General features: G+C 56.2%; 19 protein-coding genes and 7 tRNA genes. 2 read left to right on the top strand and 24 right to left on the bottom strand.

The genetic code is table 11. The features are described from left to right. Positions 1-7 precede the first annotated feature (7 nt). A complete protein-coding gene (gene leuS / locus LPQ25_RS18405) occupies positions 8-2,590 on the bottom strand; it encodes a leucine--tRNA ligase (protein WP_041168982.1) in 2,583 nt (860 codons plus the stop codon). Between the two features lie 226 nt (positions 2,591-2,816). Here leuS and LPQ25_RS18400 point away from each other — a divergent pair, with 226 nt between their 5' ends. Beyond that, positions 2,817-3,299, top strand: a complete 483-nt coding sequence (locus LPQ25_RS18400) for a zinc ribbon-containing protein (RefSeq protein WP_012737647.1) — start codon at positions 2,817-2,819, stop codon at positions 3,297-3,299. A 45-nt stretch (positions 3,300-3,344) separates the two neighbouring features. On the opposite strand, the gene LPQ25_RS18395 is transcribed toward LPQ25_RS18400, so the two are convergent. From LPQ25_RS18395 to miaB, 11 genes are all read right to left on the bottom strand, one after another. Next, complete coding sequence (locus LPQ25_RS18395; protein WP_012737648.1) at positions 3,345-5,138, bottom strand: filamentous hemagglutinin N-terminal domain-containing protein; 1,794 nt, start codon at positions 5,136-5,138, stop codon at positions 3,345-3,347. A 65-nt stretch (positions 5,139-5,203) separates the two neighbouring features. Continuing rightward, a complete protein-coding gene (locus LPQ25_RS18390) occupies positions 5,204-6,874 on the bottom strand; it encodes a ShlB/FhaC/HecB family hemolysin secretion/activation protein (RefSeq protein ID WP_004893418.1) in 1,671 nt (556 codons plus the stop codon). 373 nt (positions 6,875-7,247) lie between these two features. Beyond that, positions 7,248-7,973 (bottom strand): amino acid ABC transporter ATP-binding protein, encoded by a 726-nt coding sequence (locus tag LPQ25_RS18385; RefSeq protein ID WP_002894706.1) that lies wholly within the window; start codon positions 7,971-7,973, stop codon positions 7,248-7,250. Further along, entirely contained in the window at positions 7,973-8,647 is a 675-nt protein-coding gene (gene gltK, locus LPQ25_RS18380) for a glutamate/aspartate ABC transporter permease GltK (RefSeq protein WP_004212642.1), read from the bottom strand. The genes LPQ25_RS18385 and gltK overlap by 1 nt, the downstream gene beginning before the upstream one ends. Further along, a complete protein-coding gene (locus LPQ25_RS18375; RefSeq protein ID WP_002894709.1) occupies positions 8,647-9,387 on the bottom strand; it encodes an amino acid ABC transporter permease in 741 nt (246 codons plus the stop codon). Before LPQ25_RS18375 ends, gltK begins: the two co-directional genes overlap by 1 nt. A gap of 164 nt (positions 9,388-9,551) precedes the next feature. Then, complete coding sequence (locus LPQ25_RS18370; RefSeq protein WP_002894712.1) at positions 9,552-10,463, bottom strand: amino acid ABC transporter substrate-binding protein; 912 nt, start codon at positions 10,461-10,463, stop codon at positions 9,552-9,554. Between the two features lie 354 nt (positions 10,464-10,817). After that, the gene (gene lnt, locus LPQ25_RS18365; RefSeq protein WP_012737650.1) at positions 10,818-12,356 is read right to left on the bottom strand and encodes an apolipoprotein N-acyltransferase; all 1,539 of its coding nucleotides are present in this window, start codon (positions 12,354-12,356) and stop codon (positions 10,818-10,820) included. Between the two features lie 125 nt (positions 12,357-12,481). Then, positions 12,482-13,360 carry a CNNM family magnesium/cobalt transport protein CorC gene (gene corC, locus LPQ25_RS18360; protein WP_004197606.1) on the bottom strand — a complete coding sequence of 293 codons (879 nt, stop codon included), beginning with the start codon at positions 13,358-13,360 and terminating at the stop codon, positions 12,482-12,484. 147 nt (positions 13,361-13,507) lie between these two features. Then, positions 13,508-13,981 carry an rRNA maturation RNase YbeY gene (ybeY, locus tag LPQ25_RS18355; protein ID WP_002894722.1) on the bottom strand — a complete coding sequence of 158 codons (474 nt, stop codon included), beginning with the start codon at positions 13,979-13,981 and terminating at the stop codon, positions 13,508-13,510. Continuing rightward, positions 13,978-15,024 carry a PhoH family protein gene (locus tag LPQ25_RS18350; protein ID WP_004176871.1) on the bottom strand — a complete coding sequence of 349 codons (1,047 nt, stop codon included), beginning with the start codon at positions 15,022-15,024 and terminating at the stop codon, positions 13,978-13,980. The genes ybeY and LPQ25_RS18350 overlap by 4 nt, the downstream gene beginning before the upstream one ends. A gap of 153 nt (positions 15,025-15,177) precedes the next feature. Then, positions 15,178-16,602 carry a tRNA (N6-isopentenyl adenosine(37)-C2)-methylthiotransferase MiaB gene (miaB, locus tag LPQ25_RS18345; RefSeq protein WP_002894730.1) on the bottom strand — a complete coding sequence of 475 codons (1,425 nt, stop codon included), beginning with the start codon at positions 16,600-16,602 and terminating at the stop codon, positions 15,178-15,180. A gap of 179 nt (positions 16,603-16,781) precedes the next feature. Between miaB and ubiF the strand changes: the two genes are divergently transcribed. Next, positions 16,782-17,957 carry a 3-demethoxyubiquinol 3-hydroxylase gene (gene ubiF, locus LPQ25_RS18340; RefSeq protein ID WP_012737652.1) on the top strand — a complete coding sequence of 392 codons (1,176 nt, stop codon included), beginning with the start codon at positions 16,782-16,784 and terminating at the stop codon, positions 17,955-17,957. A 119-nt stretch (positions 17,958-18,076) separates the two neighbouring features. Here the strand turns inward: ubiF and LPQ25_RS18335 are convergent. The 12 genes from LPQ25_RS18335 to nagB form a co-directional block, all read right to left on the bottom strand. After that, positions 18,077-18,151 (bottom strand) — tRNA-Gln (locus LPQ25_RS18335). A gap of 75 nt (positions 18,152-18,226) precedes the next feature. Beyond that, a tRNA-Gln gene (locus LPQ25_RS18330) sits at positions 18,227-18,301 on the bottom strand. Positions 18,302-18,348: 47 nt separating this feature from the next. Beyond that, positions 18,349-18,425, bottom strand: a tRNA-Met gene (locus LPQ25_RS18325). Between the two features lie 23 nt (positions 18,426-18,448). Next, positions 18,449-18,523 (bottom strand) — tRNA-Gln (locus LPQ25_RS18320). Positions 18,524-18,559: 36 nt separating this feature from the next. Then, positions 18,560-18,634, bottom strand: a tRNA-Gln gene (locus tag LPQ25_RS18315). 23 nt (positions 18,635-18,657) lie between these two features. Beyond that, positions 18,658-18,742, bottom strand: a tRNA-Leu gene (locus LPQ25_RS18310). Positions 18,743-18,750: 8 nt separating this feature from the next. Next, positions 18,751-18,827, bottom strand: a tRNA-Met gene (locus LPQ25_RS18305). Between the two features lie 237 nt (positions 18,828-19,064). Continuing rightward, on the bottom strand, positions 19,065-20,729 hold the full coding sequence (gene asnB, locus LPQ25_RS18300; RefSeq protein WP_002894734.1) for an asparagine synthase B: 1,665 nt from the start codon (positions 20,727-20,729) through the stop codon (positions 19,065-19,067). Positions 20,730-21,007: 278 nt separating this feature from the next. Beyond that, positions 21,008-21,760, bottom strand: a complete 753-nt coding sequence (locus LPQ25_RS18295; RefSeq protein ID WP_002894738.1) for an HAD-IIA family hydrolase — start codon at positions 21,758-21,760, stop codon at positions 21,008-21,010. Positions 21,761-21,876: 116 nt separating this feature from the next. After that, positions 21,877-23,097: a DNA-binding transcriptional regulator NagC gene (nagC, locus tag LPQ25_RS18290; RefSeq protein WP_002894742.1), complete on the bottom strand. Its 1,221-nt coding sequence runs from the start codon at positions 23,095-23,097 to the stop codon at positions 21,877-21,879. Positions 23,098-23,105: 8 nt separating this feature from the next. Beyond that, a complete protein-coding gene (gene nagA, locus LPQ25_RS18285; protein ID WP_002894747.1) occupies positions 23,106-24,254 on the bottom strand; it encodes an N-acetylglucosamine-6-phosphate deacetylase in 1,149 nt (382 codons plus the stop codon). A 113-nt stretch (positions 24,255-24,367) separates the two neighbouring features. Then, complete coding sequence (nagB, locus tag LPQ25_RS18280) at positions 24,368-25,168, bottom strand: glucosamine-6-phosphate deaminase (RefSeq protein WP_002894749.1); 801 nt, start codon at positions 25,166-25,168, stop codon at positions 24,368-24,370. Positions 25,169-25,477 lie beyond the last annotated feature (309 nt).

Raw genomic sequence — 25,477 nt, 5'->3', positions numbered from 1 at the left:
CCCGCGCTTAGCCAACGACCAGATTGAGCAGTTTACCCGGAACGTAAATCACTTTACGCACGGTTTTACCGTCGAGATATTTCGCCACCAGATGTTCCTGGCCGGCGCGCTCGCGAACCTGCTCTTCAGTTGCATCTACCGCAACGGTAATTTTACCACGAACTTTGCCATTGACCTGGACGACGACGAGGGTGCTGTCTTCCACCATCGCGCTCTCATCCGCTACCGGCCACGGCGCGTTGTCGATATCGCCTTCGCCGTTCAGCTCACGCCACAGGGTGAAGCTGGCGTGCGGAGTGAACGGGTTGAGCATACGCACCACCGCCAGCAGAGCTTCCTGCATCAGCGCACGATCCTGCTCATCTTCCTGCGGCGCTTTCGCCAGCTTGTTCATCAGCTCCATGATTGCCGCGATGGCGGTGTTGAAGGTCTGACGACGGCCGATGTCATCGGTCACTTTGGCGATGGTTTTGTGGATATCGCGACGCAGCGCTTTCTGATCTTCGCTCAGAGCCGCCACGTTCAGTGCCGCAACCTCTCCTTTAGTGGTGTGCTCGTAGACCAGTTTCCAGACGCGTTTCAGGAAGCGGTTCGCCCCTTCAACGCCAGATTCCTGCCACTCGAGGGTCATATCCGCCGGGGACGCAAACATCATGAACAGACGCACGGTATCCGCGCCGTAGCGCTCAACCATCACCTGCGGGTCGATGCCGTTGTTTTTCGACTTGGACATCTTGCTCATGCCGGTGTACACCAGCTCGTGGCCCGCCGCGTCTTTGGCCTTCACGATGCGGCCTTTTTCGTCGCGCTCAACGATGGCGTCAACCGGGGAAACCCAGTTACGTTCGCCGTTTTCGCCCACATAGTAGAACGCGTCAGCCAGCACCATGCCCTGGCACAGCAGCTGTTTCGCCGGCTCATCGGAGTTCACCATGCCCGCGTCGCGCATCAGCTTATGGAAGAAGCGGAAGTAGAGCAGGTGCATGATGGCGTGTTCGATACCGCCGATGTAGATATCTACCGGCAGCCAGTAGTTGGCCGCTTTCGAATCCAGCATTCCTTCCTGATACTGCGGGCAGGTGTAGCGCGCATAGTACCAGGAGGATTCCATAAAGGTGTCAAAGGTGTCGGTTTCGCGCAGCGCCGGCTGGCCGTTGACGGTGGTCTTGGCCCATTCAGGATCGGCTTTGATCGGGCTGGTGATGCCGTCCATGACCACGTCTTCCGGCAGGATCACCGGCAGCTGATCTTCCGGGGTCGGCAGCACGGTGCCATCTTCCAGGGTCACCATCGGGATCGGCGCGCCCCAGTAGCGCTGACGGGATACGCCCCAGTCGCGCAGACGGTAGTTAACTTTACGCTCGCCCACGCCCATGGCGGTCAGTTTGTCGGCAATGGCGTTGAAGCCCGCTTCATAATCAAGACCGCTGAACTCGCCGGAGTTAAACAGGACGCCTTTCTCGGTCAGCGCCTGCTCGGAGAGATCCGGCTCAGAGCCGTCGGCAGCGAGGATAACCGGCTTAATGTTCAGACCGTACTTGCTGGCGAACTCGTAGTCGCGCTGGTCGTGACCCGGAACGGCCATTACCGCGCCGGTGCCGTATTCCATCAGCACAAAGTTTGCCGCCCAGACCGGAATTTGTTCACCGGTCAGCGGATGAATGGCTTTAAAGCCGGTATCGACGCCTTTTTTCTCCATCGTCGCCATGTCGGCTTCGGCCACTTTGGTATTGCGGCACTCGTCGATAAAGGCGGCCAGCGCCGGATTGTTCGCCGCAGCCTGCTGCGCCAGCGGGTGACCCGCCGCGACGGCCAGGTAGGTACAACCCATAAAGGTGTCCGGACGGGTGGTGTAGACAGTCAGTTTGTCAGCGTAGTCGTTGACGTCAAAGGAGATTTCTACCCCTTCCGAACGGCCGATCCAGTTGCGCTGCATGGTCTTCACGGTGTCCGGCCAGTGGTCCAGCTTATCCAGATCGTTCAGCAGTTCATCGGCGTAGGCGGTGATTTTAATAAACCACTGCGGGATCTCTTTACGCTCGACCTTGGTATCGCAGCGCCAGCAGCAGCCGTCGATAACCTGTTCGTTGGCCAGCACGGTCTGGTCATTCGGGCACCAGTTCACTGCGGAGGTTTTTTTGTACACCAGGCCTTTTTTGTACAGCTCGGTGAAGAACTTCTGCTCCCAGCGGTAGTATTCCGGGGTGCAGGTCGCCAGCTCGCGGCTCCAGTCATAGCCGAAGCCCAGCATTTTGAGCTGGTTTTTCATGTAGGCGATGTTGTCGTAGGTCCACGGCGCTGGCGCGGTGTTGTTTTTCACCGCCGCCCCTTCTGCCGGCAGACCGAACGCATCCCAGCCGATCGGCTGCAGGACGTTTTTGCCCAGCATGCGCTGGTAGCGGGCAATCACGTCGCCGATGGTGTAGTTACGCACGTGACCCATGTGTAGTCGACCAGAAGGATAAGGAAGCATCGACAGGCAGTAATACTTCTCTTTGCTCTCGTCTTCAGTTACTTCAAATGTACGATTTTCGTCCCAGTGAAGCTGGACTTTCGATTCTATCTCTTCCGGGCGGTATTGCTCTTGCATGGCAGCCAGTGGTCCTGTTTTCAATACAGCTACAAAGTGTAGCCAATGGATGTGTTATTTCAGATCGGCATAGCATAGCCCAAACGCCCACGTCAAAACAGCTTTTCGCACATCAACATCGGCAAAAGCTGCGCAGATTATTTCGCGACTCTGTGGCTTGTCAGACACAGCGGGAGAGGAATAAGGTCTATTATCAGAAGACGTTAACCCCACCGGAGGCGAAATGATGAACAAGGTTGCTCAATATTACCGTGAACTGGTCTCCTCGCTCAGCGAACGGCTCCGCCATGGAGAGCGCGATATCGACGCGCTGGTGACGCAGGCGCGGGAAAAAATCGTCCGCGCCGGCGATCTGACGCAGAGCGAGATCGAGTCGGTGATTGCGGCGGTCAAACGCGACCTCAAGGAGTTTGCCCGCAGCTACGAAGAGAGTCACGAAGACGAGAGCGACAGCGTGTTTATGCGGGTGATCAAAGAGAGCCTGTGGCAGGAGCTGGCTGATATCACCGACAAAACCCAGCTCGAGTGGCGGGAAGTCTTTCAGGATCTGAATCATCACGGCGTGTACCACAGCGGCGAAGTGGTCGGTCTGGGCAACCTGGTCTGCGAGAAGTGCCACTATCACCTGGCGGTATACACCCCGGACGTGCTGCCGCGCTGTCCAAAATGTGGCCACGATCAGTTCCAGCGTCGGCCCTTCGAGCCCTAAGCGTGCGAAAAACGATGCGCGAGGCTTCGCGCATCGTGGTTTGTCTTATTTCACCGTGTTGACTTCGGTGCTCTTGAAATACTGTTTTCCACCCATGTCGCTAACATATTTCTGCGATGAGTTCAGTACCAGCTTGTCAGCAGTTAACGTCCCGACGCCGCATTTCGCCAGGCCCAGTATGCCGCAACTTTTACCACCATTGACCACTTTGGTGGCGGTTAACGTCATGTTGCCGCCCGCGCTGAGGGTTGAATAATTGTAGATCGCGCCTTTATTTTTGGTATTTAAGGTCAGGTCGCCGGTGCTGCTGATCTGCCCTTCGTTGGTGATATCTGAGTAGGTCGTGATTGAAATATTTTTGGCAGTAATATTGCCATAATTATTCACTACGCCGTGATCGGTGGTGATATCGGCGGCATTCATATAACCATTTTGGTTCAGCCAGTAGCTGTGGGCGGTAATGGCGTTGGTTGCCTCAATACGACCACTGCTGCTTTGCGCCAGCGTGCCATTGGTCTGCAGATTGATATTTTCGCCGGTGATATTGCCGAGGTTATAGATCTCGCCCGTATTGGCGCTGCCGTCCTGTTTAAGCGACTGAATGGTGGTTTGGCCAGTAGAGTTAATATTGCCAGTGTTTTTAAAGCTGTCGCCGACAAACGTCAGGCTGGTGTGTTTGGCGCTGATTTTGCCTTCATTGAGGAAATCACCGATTGCCGTGGCGGCAATCTGGTTATTTGACAGCAGGGAGGCTTTTTCTTCGTTGCGGATTTTCCCGCCGCTGGTCAGGCTTAATCCACTGGTGCCGGTCATCGTGCCTGAGTCGCCGTTGGTGATGTTGCCGTTAGCGGTGGCAATCAGCTGGCCGCCGGAGAGAGAACCGGTGTTAACGATATAATCGCCACTGGAGAGCATTAAATAATAGGCGCCGGCGATGCTACCGTCATTGGTGATGCCCGAGGCGGTGGCGACCTGACTCAGCAGACCGTTGCTTTTGATCGTGCCTTTGTTCAGCAGATTACCGTTGCTGGTGAGCTGCAGCGAACTATTCGCGACGATAGAGCCTTTATTACGTACGCCAAAGCCGATGTTATTGCCGACCATGCTGATGCTGTTGGCCTCAATGCCGCCAAGGCTGCTGACGTCGATGCTGTACTGCGGGTTAACCGTCATCTGGATCAGGGTGGCCTTTTTACCAGCGGAGGTCACCGAGCCAGAGCTGTTATCCATGGTGAAGTTGCCCGCGCTGACCAGGGCGTTGTTGGCCTGCACTTTACCGTTGATATTGATCGCGTCGGCGAGCAGAACCGCATAGCCGTTGGCGGCGTTCATGCCATTTTCGCCGATGGTGAGGGTGCCGCCCGTTACGGTATAGCTGCCGATAGCGCCATCGTCGGTCATATTAACCTTGCCGGTGGTCAGGATAGCCTTGTTGGTATTAACAAAGCTACAGCCGGAACAGGTGATGCCGTTCGGGTTGGCGATTACCACATCCGCTTTCTGACCGTTGACTTCGATAAAGCCCTTCAGGCTACTGGCGTTTTTGGAGGTCACCTCGTTCAAAATCACCGAAGCGCTGCCGGCGGTCAGATTATTGTTGCGGGCGATATTGCCAAATGTGCTGTGGCTGACATCATCGCCGCTGTTATTGAGGATGGTGCCATTGGCGCCGACGTTGAAGTCGCGGTACAGGTTATGGGAGACACCGGCGGCGTTCGGCTTTTCAATATCGATAACCGTGGCGCCGGAAGAGTGCGTATAGCTTGTGGGGTCGGCATAAACTACCGACGAGGTTAATACTGCCGCCAGTGCGACATAAGAAGCCTTAAACTTAAACATTTTCTTTATTCCTTTAAATAATGATTAATAAATAATGTAAATATGACGAGTCAATAATGTGCGAATTAATACCTCCACTGTAATGAAAAGCCCATATTCAGGGCGTCGCTATGAAACTTATCCGGTTTACTCAGCGGGGTACTAATAAACAGATCGTACTGCGTTGACCATAGCTGACCGCGCAGCCCGCTGACGGCGCCGGAGAGCACTTTGCCTTTTTGATATAGATCGGCGCCGATAAGGCGGCCTATATCCGCGCCCAAATAGAATTGCCGCTCGTGGGTGGCCAGATCCCAGATAAAATCGTTGCGCCAGTACCATCCCTGATTGCCGGACAGGCTGTTTTCACCGTCAAAACCGCGCACGCTCCAGCGGCTGCCAATATTGAATTTGTTATCGGAAGCGAGTTTGTCCGGGCTGAACTGGGCGCTGAGGCGGGGAGCCCAGGTAAATTTGTCGCCGGTGGCGTCAAATTTCATCATTGCCTGCAGATTACCATGCACAATCCGCGACAGCGGGCTATACAGCCCGGCCTGCTCTTCCGGCGTTGCTGTCGAGCTGAGCCACGGCAGGCTGCGCTGGATGCCGATGCTGGCATCAACAATCTTTTTGTTAAAGTAGTGCTGGTGGTTGAGGGTGAATTCCCATGAGGGGTTCTGCTTGCGCATCACCAGTAGCTCACTGCCGCCGAAGTAATAATGCGAGGTACTCTTGGCGATCCGCAGGTCGGCGGTGGTTTTTTGCTGCCGGGTGTGGGAGAGCAGACGACTCAGCGTGGCGCTGTAGTAGCGATTTTTACTCTTATAATCCATCGTCGACCAGTTGCCGTTAAACTGCTGACGATACTGGCTGTATGCCCCGTAGGCGCTTAGTGTCCAGTAGCCAAAGGGAATGGAGTAATACAGGCTGCCGTTGTGGTTGCCGTCGTTATGCTGATTGAATTCAATATCGCCCCCGCCGGAAAGGTACAGGATATCGTTGAGGGTGGTCAGGTCATAGAGATAGAGGGCCCCGCCGGCCTGGTAGCGTCCGCTGGCTTTGCTGCCGGCGTCGTCAAGCCAGGCGCCAAGCTGCCATTTTTTCGCCAGGCTGCGGGCGATCTGGATATCGCTTTCTCCCTCGTGTTGGCCCGGCAGCAGTTTCATGTGCGCGGTGGCGCCGGGCAGACGCTGCAGGTTGGCCATCCCTTGCTCAAGGTCGCTTAAGCGCAGGATAGTACCGGAAGAGGTGGGCAGGGAATTCCACAGGCGGGTGGTGTCCGAGCCGTCGGCATAGTCGATAGCGCCCACTTTGCCATAGTGCAGCGTGAACCTGAGTATGCCGTGCTCCAGCGACTGGGAGGGCACATCAATCAGCGAGGTGATGTAGCCTTGCGCGATCAGCTCATTTTGCAAGGTATAGGCCAGCAGGCGAATGCCTTCGCTGCCCAGGCAGCGTCCCTGCGCCTGCCGCGCGGTTTTCGCCAGTAATTTCCGGGTGAGCGCCTGGTTATCGGAGTCGATATCGACCCGGTTGATCAATTTGCAATGCGTTTCCTCAGGAAAAGGGATACCCTGCGGCGCCACGCGCTGTTGTGAAGACTGAAAATCCTGTTGCTGCGGCGCCAGCGCCTCCTGGCGGGCTTTATCCTGCTCCGTCTGGTGAGTAGAAGAGGTCAATGGCGCGGCCCCGGCGGCTGAGGTGCCCGCCAGCGTGATAAACAGCAGCCCGGTGAGCGTGCGAGATCGAATTAACATGAAGCAATATCCATTTGTTTCATTGGTTTGGTGGCGCATCCATTATTCTGCGAGCGGCAGAGAATATTGATGACCTTTATTTCGGCGCAGGCGGGGTCAGGCAAGAATATTATATTCAATTAATAAAATAATCGTGCGACGAACCTGTTACGAGGCGTTATATGCTAGCGGCGGCGGCAATGCCGGTCCACGAATTCATTATTGAATTCTTTATGAATTGATCGATTTAATAAATAAGCTCAGCTTTTATCGCCGAGGTTTATTGGGTACGTAAATGATAGTAGCGATAATCTGCCGCATAAATAACATTGGCGAATAATATGGCGGAAAAGATTAACTGCGCATACCGGGCGGTATGCGCAGAGAAGAACCATCAATGAAGTATTTTGGCGAGGAAATCTTTGGCACGCTCGGATTGCGGATTGGCAAAGAAGGCCTCTTTATCGGCATCCTCGACAATCTTCCCTTCATCCATAAAGATCACCCGGTTCGCCACCTTGCGGGCAAAGCCCATCTCATGGGTCACGACCATCATGGTCATCCCTTCGTTAGCCAGTTCGACCATAACGTCCAGCACCTCGTTAATCATCTCCGGGTCAAGCGCTGAGGTGGGCTCATCAAACAGCATGGCGATCGGGTCCATACACAGGGCTCGGGCAATGGCCACGCGCTGCTGCTGGCCGCCGGAGAGTTGCGCCGGGTATTTTTCCGCATGCGCCGCCAGGCCAACGCGCTCCAGCAACTTGAGGCCTTTCTTGCGCGCTGAGGCTTTATCGCGGTTAAGCACTTTGACCTGCGCCAGCGTCAGGTTGTCGATAATCGACAGATGCGGGAACAGTTCAAAATGCTGAAACACCATGCCGACGTGCGAGCGCAGTTTAGCCAGGTTGGTCTTTTTATCGTTAACCACGGTGCCATCGACAATAATCTGCCCCTGCTGTACCGGCTCAAGGCCGTTCACAGTCTTAATCAGCGTGGATTTACCGGAGCCTGACGGCCCGCAGACCACCACGACTTCGCCTTTTTTCACTTCCGTGGAGCAATCGGTCAGCACCTGAAAGTGACCATACCATTTTGAAACGTTTTTCAGGGTAATCATTACACAGTCCTTTTCTTCAACCAGCTGACCAACAGCGAGGCGCTGAGGCTAATCACAAAATAGACGCCGCCCGCGAACAGGATCATTTCGACCTGGGTTCCGTCACGCTCGCCAATGGTGGAGGCGGTACGGAAGAAGTCGGCGAGACTCAATACATACACCAGCGAGGTATCCTGGAACAGGACGATCCCCTGGGTTAGCAGCAGCGGCACCATGGCGCGGAAGGCCTGCGGCAGGATCACCAGCCGCATTGACTGCCAGTGGGTCATCCCCAACGCCAGCGCGGCGCTGGACTGGCCGCGGGAGATGCTCTGAATGCCGGCGCGGATAATCTCTGAATAGTAGGCGGCTTCGAACATCGAAAACGCCACCATCGCCGAGATCAGGCGAATATCCGTTTTCGGCGACAGTCCCAGCACGTTCTGCAGGAAGCCCGGGACAATCAGGTAGAACCACAGCAGGACCATCACCAGTGGGATTGAGCGGAATACGTTGACGTAGGATTTAGCAAACCAGGCCAGCGGCATAAAGCTGGACAGGCGCATAACCGCCAGCAGAGTGCCCCAGACGATGCCGACCACGATGGCGATCACCGTAATCTTAAGGGTGATCACCAGCCCTGCCAGCAGATAGGGCATGGAGGGAACGATCGAACTCCAGTCAAAATCGTACATTATTTGCCTCCCATATTGCCAGGCAGGCGAACCTTACGCTCGACCACATACATAATCAGCATAATCACCGCGTTGATGAAAACATAGGCCAGGGTGATGGCGGTAAAAGACTCCCAGGCATGAGCGGAGTAGTCCAGCAGTTTGCCCGCCTGCGCGGCCATATCGGCCAGACCGATGGTGGAGGCGATGGCCGAGTTTTTCACCAGGTTCATCATCTCCGAGGTCATCGGCGGCACGATAACGCGGTAGGCGTTCGGCAGCAGCACGTAGCGGTAGGTTTGCGGCAGGGTCAGGCCCATCGCCAGGCCGGCGTTCTTCTGCCCGCGCGGCAGCGACTGGATGGCGGCGCGTACCTGCTCGCAGACGCGAGCGGCGGTAAACAGCCCCAGGCACAGCATGGAGGAGACAAAGAATTGAATGTTTGGGTCCAGCTCCGATTTAAACCACATGCCGATATTTTCCGGCAGGAACTCCGGCACCACCAGGTACCAGGTAAAGAACTGCACGATCAGCGGCACGTTGCGAAACAGTTCGACATAGCAGGTGCCAATGCCCGAGAGGAAGCGATTGGGTACCGTGCGTAAAATGCCGAACAGTGAGCCGACGAGAAAAGCGATGATCCAGGCCGAGATGGAGAGGGCGACGGTGATTTGAAAACCGCTCCACAGCCAGCCCAGGTAGGTAGTGTTGCCGAAGGGGGCCTGTTGCAGGAATATCCCCCAGTTCCAGTCTATTGACATACATGACTCCTGGAAAAAAAAGGGTAGCCAGTGCTACCCTCGAAGACGGTTGTCCAGCTTGTTTCGGTATTCGCGGCGGCTGGGGAACGACCAGCCGCCGTATAGTCTGTCCGTGCTGTGACAATCATCGGGAGGGCAGGATATCCCGCCCCTGGTTGTTATAATTAGTTCAGTGCTTTGTCGTTAGGTGATTTGAACAGCGCTTTCATGTCGTCCGACAGCTCGAAGTTGAGGTTAAGATTTTTTGGCGGAATCGGGTTTTTGAACCATTTGTCAAACCACTTCTCCGCTTCGCCAGAGGTCTGAGCCTGGGCGACGGTTTCATCAACCAGCGCCTTGAACGTCGGATCGTCCTTCCGCAGCATGCAGCCATAGGCTTCCTTCGACTGCGGGGTGCCGACGATTTCCCAGTTATCCGGTTTCTTCGCCTTGGCGCGTTCGCCAGCCAGCAGGGCATCATCCATCATAAAGGCCACGGCGCGTCCGCTCTCCAGGGTGCGGAAAGAGTCGCCATGATCTTTGGCGCTGATAATGCGCATATTCATTTTTTTCTCATCGTTCAGCTTATGCAGCAGGATCTCTGAGGTGGTTCCGGAGGTGACGACGACCGCTTTATCCTTCAGGTCCGGGAAATCTTTGATCGGACCGCCTTTCTTCACCAGCAGACGGGTACCGACCACGAAGATGGTATCGGAGAAGGCCGCCTGTTTCTGGCGCTCAAGGTTGTTGGTGGTTGAGCCGCACTCGAAATCAAAGGTGCCATTCTGCAGCAACGGGATACGGTTCTGCGAGGTGACCGGGATCAGTTTGACCTGCAGATCGGGTTTGTTCAGTTTTTTCTTGATGGCATCGACGATGGCGTTGGAATAATCCTGAGAGTAGCCCACAACCTTCTGCTGGTTATCGTAGTAAGAGAACGGGACCGAAGATTCACGATGGCCGACAACGATAACCCCGTTTTTGGCGATCTTATCCAGGGTGTTCTGGCCAGCCGCCGGGGCAGCATCTTCCGCCTGCGCCAGACCAGCGGTCATTCCCATTACCAGCATTGCCGTGGCCAGTTTACGTAATTGCATATCCAACTCCTTATCCGCAGCGTCAGCGACGCTATTGATACCCATTGTGATTGTGTGTGTTGTTATTGGGGGCACGCGTCCACGTGCCGCATTTGTATGTGTTTGTTAGCATTTAGTTTGGCTTAATGTAAAGATTTTGCTGCTTTATTGTTTATTTTTGCGAAGCGCTCCGCACCAATCGGAGGCAAATATCTTCCATTGCACCAAAATAGCGCGACCACCGATCGTTTCTGGTGCAACCCGGTTGCACTGGGTCGGACGATGCCGCTACCAGGTTAAATAAAGCAATGACTGTGCCAGAGTGGCAGATGATGGGGAGAAAAAGCCGGCGACGGGCGTCGCCGGCGGAGAAACTTATCGGCGACGCTGGCGCAGGCTCATCAGCAGCGCGGCGAAACCAAACAGCGCCGTCAGCGCCCATAGCGGCCAGTTGCCGGTGCGGGCGTAAGGGGTTAAGCCGCTGGTGGGGGTCACGGTGGTGGTCAACACCTCGCGGGTAAACTGCGGGATCATCTTCTGGATCTCGCCACGCGGGCCGATCACCGCAGTAATGCCGTTGTTGGTGCTGCGCAGCAGCGGGCGGGCCAGCTCCAGGGCGCGCATTCGCGCCATCTGGAAGTGTTGCCACGGGCCGATGGACTTGCCGAACCAGGCGTCGTTGGAGATGGTCAGCAGGAAGTCGGTGTCCGGCCGGAAGTTATCCCGCACCTGTTCCCCGAGGATTATCTCGTAGCAGATGGCCGCGGTCAGCTTCAGGTTATGCGCCATCAGCTGCGGCTGCATGTAGGGGCCGCGGCTGAAGGAGGACATCGGCAGGTCAAAGAACGGCGCCAGCGGACGCAGAATCGACTCCAGCGGTACAAACTCGCCGAACGGCACCAGATGGTTCTTGTTGTAGCGATTGGTCGAGTCGTAGCGGTACGGGTTATCTTTGCCGAGAGTAATGATGGTGTTGTAGGTATCGTAACGGTTCTGCTTGTTGAGACGCGCATCGACAATGCCGGTGATCAGCGAGCTGTCTTTTGCGCGCAGCAGATCGTCCATCATGCTGAGGAACTGCTGCTGGTTGATCTCCAGATCCGGGATCGCCGATTCAGGCCAGATAATCAGCTGCGAGTGGCCGATATGCGGCTGGGTCAGCGCCAGGTAGGTTTTCAGGGTATTGACCAGCTGCTTTTCGTCCCATTTCATGGCCTGTGGGATATCGCCTTGCACCAGCGAGACCTGGGTCGCGCGCGCCGGCAGCAGCTGATACCACTGGATATAGCGCAGCGGGAACGGCAGGGCGAACAGCAGCGCGGCAATCGCCAGCGGCTTCCAGTTGCGCTGGACGAGGGCCAGGGCCAGCAGGCCGCTGACTACCATCAGCAGGAAGTTAATCGCCTCGACGCCCATCACCGGCGCGAGGCCTTTCAGCGGGCCGTCAATCTGGCTGTAGCCGAACTGTAGCCACGGAAAGCCGGTCAGCACCCAGCCGCGCAGGAACTCGGTGATTTGCCAGACGACAGGGGCAGCGATAGCCATCCGTATCCAGTTAGTTTTAGGCCACAGACGGGCGAGCAGGCCGGCAAACAGGCCGGTGTAGAGCGAGAGATAGGCCGCCAGCAGAACGACGAGGAAGACGTTAACCGGGCCGGGCATTCCGCCAAACTGCGCGATGCTGACATAGACCCAGTTGATACCCGTGCCGAACAGCCCGAGTCCCCAGAAATAGCCGATCCCGGCGCTTTGCAGCGGGCGTCGGTTGAGGGTTAACGCCTGCAGACCGATCAGCGAAACGATAGCCGCTGGCCAGAAGTCATAAGGTGAAAAAGCCAGCGTTCCGCTGGCTCCAAACAACAGCGCCAGCAACAGACGTACGCGCTGGCGTTCAAGAAGAGAGGCAAATACCATTTAGGTTAATCGTCCCGTTAATTAACGCCTGCTGCTACAGGCTATTCTTTTTGCCAGCCGGACGCGGGGCTCCTACAACCGTGTATGACTCGCGGTCTCCCGGCTGGCCATTTCAGCGCTACCGCTTACTCTTCCAGCTTCGGCTGGGGAGCGTCATCGGGCAGCTTTACATGCACCTGAATGATACGACGACTATCTGCCATTGCTACCTTGAATTGGTAACCATCAATGTCGATAGATTCGCCGCGGGCCGGCAGATGGCCGAAGGCCTGCATCACCAGCCCGCCAATGGTATCCACTTCTTCATCGCTAAAGTGCGTGTCGAAGGCGTCGTTGAAGTCTTCGATGGAGGCCAGGGCGCGCACCGTCCAGGTGTGGCGGCTCAGCTGGCGGAAATCGATATCTTCTTCTTCGTCGTACTCGTCTTCAATTTCCCCGACGATGAGCTCAAGGATATCCTCGATGGTCACCAGGCCAGAGACGCCGCCGAATTCGTCAATAACGATCGCCATATGATAGCGCTGTGAGCGAAACTCTTTCAGCATGCGGTCGACCCGCTTGCTTTCCGGGACGACAACCGCCGGCCGTAACACTTTTTCCATGCTGAAGGCTTCGGCGTCGCTGCGCATAAACGGCAGCAGATCCTTGGCCATCAGAATCCCTTCGATGTGATCTTTATCTTCACTGATGACCGGGAAACGCGAGTGGGCGGATTCGATGATGACATCCAGGCACTCGTCCAGCGTCTGGTTGCGCTTCAGGGTTATCATTTGTGAACGGGGGATCATAATGTCGCGGACCCGCTGGTCGGCGATATCCATTACCCCTTCGAGCATGTCACGCGTATCTTCATCGATAAGATCGTTCTGCCCGGAATCACGGATCAGCGCCAGCAGTTCATCGCGGTTTTTCGGTTCCCCGTGAAAAAGCTGGCTGAGTAACAGGGAGAAAAATCCCTTTTTGCTGTTTACTGTGTCACTACTGTGTGAATTGTCGTCGCTCATGGCGTCGTTTGGGTTCTCATGTTGATTTAACTGTCGCTCGTCGCGCGTAAACTCAGCGCCGGACGGCATGGGTTGCCTGACTTTCTGGCAGGTAAAACGCAGAAACAGCGGCCGGATGAGGCGCAAGCACCGCCATCCGGCTGGGCGCTATTCCGCAATCTTCTCGGAAATGTACGGGTCCTCATAGCCCAGAGCAAGCATTATCTCTGTTTCAAGGCCTTCCATCTCTTCCGCTTCGTCGTCTTCGATATGATCGTAGCCCAGCAGATGCAGGCTACCGTGCACCACCATATGCGCCCAGTGCGCCTCCAGCGGCTTACCTTGCTCGCTGGCTTCCTGCTCTACCACCTGACGGCAGATGATCAGATCGCCGAGCAGCGGCATTTCAATTCCCGGCGGCGCTTCAAACGGGAAGGAGAGGACGTTGGTCGGCTTATCCTTGCCGCGATAGGTCAGGTTCAGCTCATGGCTTTCTGCAACGTCGACCAGACGAATCGTTAACTCTGACTCTTCCTGAAACGGCGGAATGACGGCGTCGACCCAGCGTTGGAAAAGGGCTTCGTCCGGCAGGCCGCTGGTCTCTTCGCAGGCCAGCTGTAAATCGAGGATCACCTGACTCATTTTTGCTCCTGTTCCTGGGCTTCGCGTTTGCGCTCGGCGGCCAGCTCTGCTTTACGTTTCTGGTCTGCGGCTTCCCATGCCTCATAGGCGTTCACGATGCGGGCGACCACCGGATGGCGCACCACGTCTTCGCTATGGAAGAAGTTAAAGCTGATCTCATCGACTTCCGCCAGCACTTCGATGGCATGGCGCAGACCGGATTTGGTGCTGCGTGGCAGGTCAATCTGCGTGATGTCGCCGGTGATCACCGCCTTGGAGTTAAAGCCGATGCGGGTCAGGAACATCTTCATCTGTTCGATGGTGGTGTTCTGGCTTTCATCAAGAATGATAAAGGCGTCATTCAGCGTCCGTCCGCGCATATAGGCCAGCGGGGCCACTTCGATGACGTTACGCTCAATCAGCTTCTCCACTTTCTCAAAGCCGAGCATCTCAAACAGCGCGTCATACAGCGGGCGCAGATACGGGTCGACCTTCTGGCTCAGATCGCCGGGCAGGAAGCCGAGCTTTTCGCCTGCCTCGACGGCCGGACGGGTCAGCAGAATACGGCGGATCTCCTGGCGCTCCAGCGCATCGACCGCCGCCGCCACCGCCAGATAGGTTTTACCCGTACCCGCCGGACCCACGCCGAAAGTGATGTCGTGATCGAGGATATTGGCGATGTACTGCGCCTGGTTCGGCGTACGCGGTTTGATTACCCCGCGCTTGGTCTTGATATTGACGGCTTTACCGTACTCAGGCACGCTTTCGGCGCTCTGCTCCAGTACGCGCGCTTCCTTGATCGCCAGGTGGATCTGCTCTGGTTCAATATCCTGAATCTGACCGCGCATTGGCGCTGTGTCGACATACAGGCTGCGCAGAATATCGGCGGCAGCGTGCACGCACAGGGCGCGACCGGTCAGCTTAAAGTGATTGTCACGGCGGTTGATCTCAATGCCTAACCGACGCTCCAGCTGTTTAATGTTGTCGTCAAACGGGCCGCACAGGGCTAACAGGCGTGCGTTATCCGCTGGCTCCAGGGTAATCTCACGAGTGTCTATGTTCAAACTATTCCTCTTTACGCAGGTGGCCGGACGCGGCGCGTGGCCGGCTAATCAGGAAATTATTTACGTCACAGGAAAATGGCGCAAGCATTGCTGTAGATATAGGGACGGAGAGAGGAATTACAAGGCCTGCCGGAACCGACAGGCCTGAAGGGATCATGGCTGGTAAATTCCCACGCCAAGATCGTTCTCTTTACGGGTGCGGGCAATCACTGATTCGGGTGATTCAGCGATACGCAGACCCATCTCCGCTTCGGTGCGCACGATTTTACCGCGCAGCGAGTTGGTGTATACATCGACGATTTCGACATCGACAAACTTACCGACGAGGTCCGGGGTACCTTCGAAGTTGACCACCCGGTTATTCTCCGTACGTCCGGAAAGCTCCATGATGTTCTTACGCGAGGTGCCTTCCACCAGGATGCGCTGTACCGTGCCGAGCATGCGACGGCTCCAGGCCATCGCCTGCTGGTTAATGCGTTCCTGCAGGATATACAGACGCTGTTTTTTGTCCGCCTCCGGCACGTCGTCGACCATATCGGCCGCCGGGGTGCCCGGGCGAGCGGAGAAGATAAAGCTGTAGCTCATATCGAAATTGACGTCGGCGATGAGCTTCATGGTCTTTTCGAAATCTTCCGTGGTTTCGCCCGGGAAGCCGACGATAAAGTCGGAGCTTATCTGAATATCCGGGCGCGCTTCACGCAGCTTGCGAATAATCGCTTTATACTCCAGCGCGGTATGGGTGCGTCCCATCAGGTTCAGCACACGGTCGGAGCCACTCTGCACCGGCAGGTGCAGGAAGCTCACCAGCTCCGGCGTATCGCGATAAACGTCGATGATATCGTCGGTAAATTCGATCGGGTGGCTGGTGGTGAAGCGAATGCGGTCGATGCCGTCGATGGCGGCGACCAGGCGCAGCAGGTCGGCAAAGCTGCCGGTGGTGCCGTCGTAATTCTCACCGCGCCAGGCGTTAACGTTCTGCCCCAGCAGATTGACCTCACGCACGCCCTGCGCCGCCAGCTGGGCGATTTCAAACAGGATATCGTCGCACGGACGGCTAACTTCTTCTCCGCGGGTATACGGCACCACGCAGTAGGTGCAGTATTTATTGCAACCTTCCATAATCGAGACAAAGGCGGTCGGCCCTTCGGCGCGCGGCTCTGGCAGGCGATCGAATTTTTCAATTTCCGGGAAGCTGATATCAACTACCGGACTGCGGTTGCCGCGCACGGAGTTAATCATCTCCGGCAGGCGGTGCAGGGTTTGCGGCCCGAAAATAATATCGACATAGTGCGCGCGCTGGCGAATATGGTCGCCTTCCTGGGAAGCCACGCAGCCGCCGACGCCAATAATCAGGTCCGGGTTCTTCTCTTTCAGCAGCTTCCAGCGGCCAAGCTGATGGAAAACTTTTTCCTGGGCCTTCTCACGAATTGAGCAGGTATTGAGCAACAGCACATCTGCTTCTTCCGCCACTTCGGTCAGTTGATACCCATGTGTCGCATCCAGCAGATCGGCCATCTTTGATGAATCATACTCGTTCATCTGACAGCCCCAGGTTTTAATATGGAGTTTTTTTGTCATTGACTTGCTCATGCTCAGTAATAGATATCCAAAACGCGGGGATATATACAGGGTGAATTTCGCATTCCAGGGCGCGTATTGTAATGCTTTGGTCGCCCCCTGACCAGTGCGAGCGTTATCGCCGCAAGAGGGCGAAAAATCCGGTAAACTTAACGGATTCTGCTTTAAGGATAATAGCCATGACAATTCACGTAACAGATGTCGCCATCGTGGGCGGCGGCATGGTGGGCGGCGCCCTGGCGTTAGGGCTGGCGCAACAGGGATTTACCGTGACGGTGCTTGAGAAAGCGGCGCCACCGGCGTTCGATCCGGCATCCGCCCCGGATGTGCGGATCTCGGCGATCAGCGCGGCTTCGGTCGGCCTGCTGAAGAGTCTCGGCGTCTGGGATGCCATACGGGCGATGCGCGTCCACGCTTATCGCCGTCTGGAGACCTGGGAGTGGGAGAGCGCGCACGTCGCCTTCGACGCCGCGGAGCTCAAGCTGCCGGAGCTGGGCTATATGGTCGAGAACAAGGTTCTGCAATGGGGCCTGTGGCAAGCGCTGGCGGCGCATGAGGCGGTTACCCTGCGCGTCGGTAGCGAACTGAAAACGATGCAGCGCGGCGAGACGCAGACGGCGTTGCATTTGCGCGAGGGGGAGACGATCCACGCCCGGCTGGTTATCGGCGCCGACGGCGCTAACTCCCAGGTGCGGGAGATGGCCGGCATCGGCGTGCACGCCTGGCAATATCAGCAGTCCTGTATGCTGATCAGCGTCGAATGCGCCGACGATCCCGGCGACAGCACCTGGCAGCAGTTTACTCCCAGCGGCCCACGCGCCTTCCTGCCGCTGTTCGACCACTGGGCCTCGCTGGTCTGGTACGACGCCCCGGCGCGGATCCGTCAGCTGCAAAGCATGACCATGGCGCAGCTCCAGCAGGAGATCGCCAGTCACTTTCCGGCGCGGCTGGGGCAGGTGACGCCGCAGGCGGCCGGCGCCTTCCCGCTTACCCGGCGTCATGCGCTGCAGTATGTTCAGCCCGGCCTGGCGCTGGTGGGCGATGCGGCGCACACCATTCATCCACTGGCGGGGCAGGGGGTTAATCTTGGCTATCGTGATGTCGATGCCCTGCTGGAGATCCTGGCGGAAGCGCGCGGCCGCGGCGAAGACTGGGCCAGCCTGCCGGTGCTGAAGCGCTACCAGGCGCGGCGGCGAGCGGATAATTTTATCATGCAGTCGGGGATGGACCTCTTTTATGCCGGTTTCAGCAATGACCTGGCGCCGGTGCGGATGCTGCGTAATATTGGCCTGATGGCGGCTGAACGCGCCGGGGTGCTGAAGCGTCAGGCGCTGAAGTATGCCTTAGGCTTGTAAAACCGGCTTCCCGGGCAGGGGCGTAGCGGAGAGCGCCTGCCCGGCAGTCAGTACGGAGTAAGCATGTCAGGACGCCAATAGCAAAAAAGCCCACCGAAGTGAGCTTTTTTGCATTGAAATGGCTGGGGTACGAGGATTCGAACCTCGGAATGCCGGAATCAGAATCCGGTGCCTTACCGCTTGGCGATACCCCAATTGTCTGTTGCGCTTGACCGTAACTACGCCGGTTGAGGGCAACAGTGCGTTCACTGCTGAACGACTTTTAAATTTGGCTGGGGTACGAGGATTCGAACCTCGGAATGCCGGAATCAGAATCCGGTGCCTTACCGCTTGGCGATACCCCAACAAATTGTTTGCGGATTTATCGATGCGTATCGATACGTCCAGAATTTGGTGGCTACGACGGGATTCGAACCTGTGACCCCATCATTATGAGTGATGTGCTCTAACCAGCTGAGCTACGTAGCCTAATTGTCTTACTGCTTCTTCGATGGCTGGGGTACCTGGATTCGAACCAGGGAATGCCGGTATCAAAAACCGGTGCCTTACCGCTTGGCGATACCCCAATACCGTCGCGGTGAACCGCAAATATCGAAGAAATATGGCTGGGGTACCTGGATTCGAACCAGGGAATGCCGGTATCAAAAACCGGTGCCTTACCGCTTGGCGATACCCCATCCGTACAACGCTAACTGGTGAATGGTGCGGGAGGCGAGACTTGAACTCGCACACCTTGCGGCGCCAGAACCTAAATCTGGTGCGTCTACCAATTTCGCCACTCCCGCAAAAAAGATGGTGGCTACGACGGGATTCGAACCTGTGACCCCATCATTATGAGTGATGTGCTCTAACCAGCTGAGCTACGTAGCCATCTTTTTTTCGCGTAACCTTATCGGCGTTGCGGGGCGCATTATGCGTATTGGGCCTGCGAGCGTCAACCTCTTTTTCAAGGAAAATCGTTGTAATGTGACTGTTTGGTTAGGTTGCGAACAGCTCGCTGGAATATTCGGCAATTATTGGTTATTTATCGTTTTTCAGCGGTATAAATCCGGCAAAAAGAAAACGGACCCCGGAGGGTCCGTTTTGCGTTTCACCGCCCGTCTGGGCTTATTTGTAGGCCGACTGGTGGACACCGACCGCGCGGCCTGATGGATCGTTCATGGTTTTGAACGCTTCATCCCACTCAATGGCTTTCGCTGAAGAGCAGGCCACCGACGGACCGCCAGGGACGCACTCCGCCGCGCTCGGCAGCGGGAACAGCTCTTCGAAGATCTCGCGGTACAGATAGCCTTCTTTGGAGGTCGGCGTGTTGTACGGGAAGCGGAAGCTTGCGGTTTCCAGTTGCTGGTCGCTGATCTGTTTGGCGGCCACTTCTTTCAAGGTATCGATCCAGCTGTAGCCGACGCCGTCAGAGAACTGCTCCTTCTGGCGCCAGGCGACGCTGGCCGGCAGGTAGGATTCAAAGCATTCGCGCAGAATGTGTTTTTCCATTTTGCCGTTGCCGCACATCTTATCCTGCGGGTTAATGCGCATCGCGACGTCGAGGAACTTCTTGTCGAGGAACGGCACGCGGGCCTCCACGCCCCAGGCGGACATCGCTTTGTTGGCGCGGGCGCAGTCAAACATATGCAGCGCCTGCAGCTTACGCACCGTCTCTTCGTGCAGTTCTTTGGCGTTCGGCGCCTTATGGAAGTAGAGGTAGCCGCCGAACACTTCGTCCGAACCTTCGCCGGAAAGCACCATTTTGATGCCCATGGCTTTAATTTTCCGCGACATCAGGTACATCGGCGTCGAGGCGCGAATAGTGGTCACATCGTAGGTTTCGATGTGATAGATAACGTCGCGGATGGCATCCAGCCCTTCCTGGACGGTAAAGTGAATTTCGTGGTGCACGGTGCCGAGGTGGTTGGCCACCTCCTGCGCCGCTTTCAGGTCAGGAGAGCCTTCCAGACCGACCGCGAAAGAGTGCAGCTGCGGCCACCAGGCTTCGCTACGCTCCTGATCTTCGACGCGACGGGCGGCGAATTTCTTGGTGATAGCCGAGATGACCGATGAATCAAGACCGCCGGAGAGCAGCACGCCGTAAGGCACGTCGGACATCAGGTGGCTTTTCACCGACTCTTCCAGCGCCTGGCGCAGCTCGTTCTTATCGGTAACGTTGTCTTTCACCGCGTCGTAATCAAACCAGTCGCGCTGATAGTACTGGCGAATTTCGCCGTCTTTGCTCCACAGGTAGCTGCCCGCCGGGAACTCTTTAATGGTGCGGCATACCGGCACTAGCGCTTTCATTTCGGAGGCGACATAGAAGTTGCCGTGTTCGTCATGGCCCATATACAGCGGGATAATGCCGATATGGTCGCGGCCAATTAAGTACGCGTCTTTTTCGCTGTCGTACAGGGCGAAGGCGAACATTCCCTGCAGATCGTCGAGGAACTCCGGGCCTTTTTCCTGATACAGCGCGAGGATCACTTCGCAGTCGGAACCGGTCTGGAACTGGTAGCGATCGCCATACTCCGCGCGCAGCGCCTGGTGGTTGTAGATCTCGCCGTTAACGGCCAGCGCATGGGTTTTTTCGGCGTTGTACAGCGGCTGGGCCCCGGCGTTGACGTCGACAATCGACAGGCGCTCGTGCGCCAGAATCGCTTTGTCGCTGGCATATACGCCAGACCAGTCCGGACCGCGGTGGCGCATCAGGCGGGAAAGCTCCAGCGCCTTTTTACGCAGCTCGCCTGCGTCAGTTTTAATATCCAGTACGCCAAAAATAGAACACATAGCCTTCTCCATTACCCTGTCGTGTTTGATGTTGTGCTGGCTTCGTCTCGTAGCGAAGCCTGAGTGCGTGCTTAAGAAAATGCCGTAAAGGGGGAGCAGGCGCAAGGGTTTTGCGGCCGGAAAAAGAAAAAACGCAACCGTGATTGTTGAACAGTGAAAAAAGAGTATCTTTTGAACGGCTTTATTGAGGAATTCGTATTTATAGGCCGTTTTTATTAGATGGGGTAATTCTGATGGGCGCTAGAAATGAAAAACCACGTCCTGCGACGTGGTTGGCATCAGAAAATATCGATTTCCGCGACGGAAGGGTAAATCCACGACGGGCGGAACGGCATGCTGTCGATGTCGTCGAGGGTGGAGACGCCGGAGAGCACCAGAATAGTCTCCAGCCCTGCCTGGAAACCGGCCAGTATATCGGTGCGCAGGTTATCGCCGACAATCACCGTCTGCTCGGAGTGAGCCTGCATTTTATTCAGCGCTGAACGGATGATCCACGGGCTGGGTTTGCCGACGTAAAACGGCTTACGGCCGGAGATCTTCTCGATCCCGGCGCACAGCGCGCCGCAGGCAGGGTAGAAGCCGCGACCGTGCGTATCCGGGTTAGTGGCAATGAAGCGGGCGCCGTTGGCGACGAAGAAGGCGGCCTTATGCATCATTTCCCAGTTAAAGGAACGAGTTTCCCCGACGATGACAAAATCCGGGTTCACATCGGTAATGGTAAAGCCGGCTTTGTACAGCTCGTGGATCAGCGCCCCTTCTCCCACCACGTAGGCTTTTTTGCCTTCCTGGCGACGCAGAAAATCGGCGGTGGCCATCGCTGAGGTGTAAAAGGCGCTATCCGGAACATCAATTCCAGCGGTGGCGAAACGGTTCGCCAGATCCTGGCCGGTTTGCGACGGGTAGTTGGTCAGCATTACCAGCGGCATGCCTTTATCGAGGATGCGCTTGATAAACTCGGCTGCGCCGGGAACGGCGACGTTATCGTGCATCAGTACGCCGTCAATATCACAAATTATGTTTTGAATGGTCATGGTGGGTCCAGAATCATTAACAAAGACGAAACTATACGCGTCATCGATGAGGTTTCACACCTCTGACGGGCGAGGCCCGTCCGTATCAAGGTGACGCGCTATCAGAAAAGGGGCGATTAGCTCTCAAGCAAACGCTGCAGCAGCGTGCCATTGAGCATGGCGCGTTTGACCAGCGCGAAGGCGCCGATTGCAGAGCGGTGATCGAGGGTGGAGCGCACCACCGGCAGGTTCTTACGAAACGCCTTAAGCGCCTGGGCGTTAATGCAGCCTTCGATGGCCGGAAGAAGGACCTTTTCAGCTTCCACTATTTCGCCGGCGACGACGATTTTTTGTGGGTTGAACAGGTTAATGGCGATGGCGATCGTTTTCCCGAGGTGGCGCCCCACGTACTCAATCACCTCGCAGGCCAGGGCATCGCCCTTGTTGGCCGCTTTGCAGATAGTTTTGATCGTGCAGTCATCCGGCGTCAGACGGCTCTGGTAGCCCTGCTCCAGCAGGTGGCGAACCCGCTGTTCAATGGCGGCATTGGCCGCGACGGTCTCCAGACAGCCGAAGTTGCCGCAGTGGCAGCGTTCGCCCAGCGGGTCGACCTGAATATGGCCAATTTCGCCGACGTTGCCGTTGCGGCCGATAAAAATGCGCCCGTTGGAGATAATCCCCGCCCCGGTACCGCGGTGCACGCGCACCAGAATGGAGTCTTCGCAATCCTGGCTTGCGCCAAAATAGTGCTCGGCCAGCGCCAGGCTGCGGATATCGTGGCCAACAAAGCAGGTAACGTTGAAGCGTTTCTCCAGCGCCCCGACCAGGCCCCAGTTTTCCACCGCAATGTGCGGCATATAGCGGATCACGCCGCTTTCCGGGTCGACGAGGCCCGGCAGGATCACTGAGATAGCGATCAGCTCGCGAATTTTGCGCTGACAGTTTTCGATAAAGGTGGCGATGATATTCAGCAGGGCGTGTTCCAGCGTTTCCTGGGTGCGCTCGGGCAGCGGGAAGTGCTCCTCTTCCAGGGTCTTGCTGCTTAAATCATACAGGGTCAGAGTGGCGTCATAGCGGCCAAGCCGCACGCCGATGGCGTTGAAGTTGCGAGTTTCTGCGATGATAGAGATAGCGCGGCGGCCACCGGTGGAGGCCTGCTGATCGACTTCTTTGATCAGGCCGCGCTCAATAAGCTGACGCGTGATTTTGGTCACGCTGGCAGGGGCAAGCTGGCTTTGTTCGGCTATCTGAATGCGCGAGATGGGCCCATGCTGGTCAATCAGGCGGTACACGGCCGCGCTGTTCAGTTGTTTTACGAGGTCAACGTTACCAATTTGAGCTTGTCCGCCTGCTGTCATACTTTTACTTACTCAGTGACGACCTCGTTACCATTAACGATGGTCTTGGTGATTTTATAATCGCGTGTAAAGGCGGTCAGGTTAGCGACCATGCCCGGCGCAATGCTGCCGAGCTGCTTGTCCACGCCGATAGCGCGCGCAGGATAGAGCGTCGCCATGCGCAATACTTCGTCCAGTGCCACGCCGCAATGCTCAACCAGATTACGCACCCCTTCAATCATGGTCAGGGAAGATCCGCTGAGGGTGCCGTTTTCATCTACGCACAGCCCATTGCGGTAGTATATTGTTTTCCCGGCAAAAATGAACTGGTCAATATTCGCCCCCGCCGGCGCGGTGGCGTCGGTGACCAGGCACAGCTTGTCGCCTTTCAGGCGCTTGGCGTTGCGCACGTTGGCGTAATCGACGTGCATCCCGTCGACGATGATACCGCAGTAGACATCCGGCTCGTCAAAAATCGCCCCGGCAAGACCCGGTTCGCGGCCGGTAATGTACGGCATCGCATTATACAGGTGGGTGGCGAAGGTAATGCCCGCGCGGAAGCCGACTTTCGCCTCTTTCAGCGTAGCGTTGGAGTGGCCCGCGGAGACAACGATCCCGGCGGCGACCAGTTTGCGGATCACTTCTGGCTCAACGCGCTCAGGGGCGAGGGTCACTTTGGTGATCACATCGGCGTTGTCGCACAGGAAATCGACCAGCGCCGCGTCCGGTTTACGCACGTAGTCCGGATTGTGGGTGCCTTTCTTAACGATATTCAGCCACGGCCCTTCGAGATGCAGGCCCAGCGCCTGGTTCGGATGTTTTTGCAGATATTCGCGCATCACGCGCACGCCTTGCTTCATCAGATCGTCGCTGGAGGTAATCAGCGTCGGCAGGAAGCTGGTGCAGCCTGAGCGTTCGTTGGCCTTCTGCATGATCTCCAGCGTTTCGACAGTGACCGCCTCTGGGCTGTCGTTAAACTGCACGCCGCCGCAGCCGTTGAGCTGGACGTCGATAAAACCGGGGGCGATTATTGCGCCGTTGACTGAGCGCTGCTCGATGTCAGACGGCAAATCTGCCAGCGGACAAAGACGTTCGATAAAGCCATTAGCGATAACAACCGCATGGTCATCGAGAATTTCATGACCGGTATAAACCCGGCCCTGGGTTAATGCATACATTACGACCCCCGGTATATACGCCTCATCAGGTCAGCGTTCGTTCGTTTGCCGCCGGCATGATGGTGCGTACAAAGAAAAAGATGATCCCGCGCCAGGGCGCGGGAAGGACTACATTACAGACCTTTAATATTTTCAGCTTCTAATTCGTTGAAATATTTCAGCGTCTTCACTTTCAGCTCCATGGTGGACGGTTCGTCGCAGACGATCACCGCCTTCGGATGCAGCTGCAGACAGGTAATGGTCCACATGTGGTTGACGTTACCTTCTACCGCCGCCTGCAGCGCCAGCGCTTTCTGATGACCCAGCACCAGAATCATCACTTCTTCTGCGTCCAGCAGGGTGCCCACGCCGACGGTCAGCGCATATTTCGGCACCAGATCCACATCGCCGTCGAAGAAGCGGGAGTTCGCTACGCGGGTTTCATGGGTCAGGGTCTTAATACGGGTGCGGGACGCCAGAGAAGAGGCCGGTTCGTTAAACGCGATATGACCATCGTTGCCCACGCCGCCCATGAACAGGTGGATTTTACCGTAGGAACGAATTTTTTCTTCATAGCGACGGCATTCCGCATCGATGTCCGGCGCGTTACCATTCAGCAGGTTGATATTTTCTGCCGGAATATCAACGTGGTCAAAGAAATTACGGTGCATAAAGCTATGATAGCTTTCCGGATGCTCTTTCGGCAGGCCAACGTATTCATCCATGTTAAAGGTGACGACGTGCTTGAAGCTAACCTGGCCTGCTTTATGCATTTCAACCAGCGCCTTGTAGGCGGTCAGCGGGGTACCACCGGTTGGCAGACCCAGCACGAACGGACGGTCCGCGGTTGGTTTAAATGCATTAATGCGGTTAACGATATGGCGGGCAGCCCATTTACCGACCTGCTCAGCGGTTACCAGGGGAATCAGTCTCATTCTTCACCTCTATAGTCAAAGTAGATTCTGGCGGATTGGCGCCAGCACTCTAAGGAGAGTATTGCAGCAACTGCGCCGACCGGGGTCAATCCGTGTTGATTTTTTGAATGATAAAATAAGTTTTCGTTGTTAGCCAGTGCAAGGGAGGAGGGAATACGATATTTGGTGATAATTATCACAAAAAATACCCGTTTAATTTGCGATACGAATTAATTTTTCACACACTTTGCCGGTAAGTGATAAAACCGACCTTGTTACACAATAAAAAAGTGGCTTTGAAATGAGCCTCATCGGGGTCTCATAGGGGGA

Source organism: Klebsiella sp. KPN54798 (assembly GCF_021184225.1).
GTDB classification, from domain to species: domain Bacteria; phylum Pseudomonadota; class Gammaproteobacteria; order Enterobacterales; family Enterobacteriaceae; genus Klebsiella; species Klebsiella pneumoniae.
This window is presented reverse-complemented; position numbering and strand designations above follow the sequence as displayed.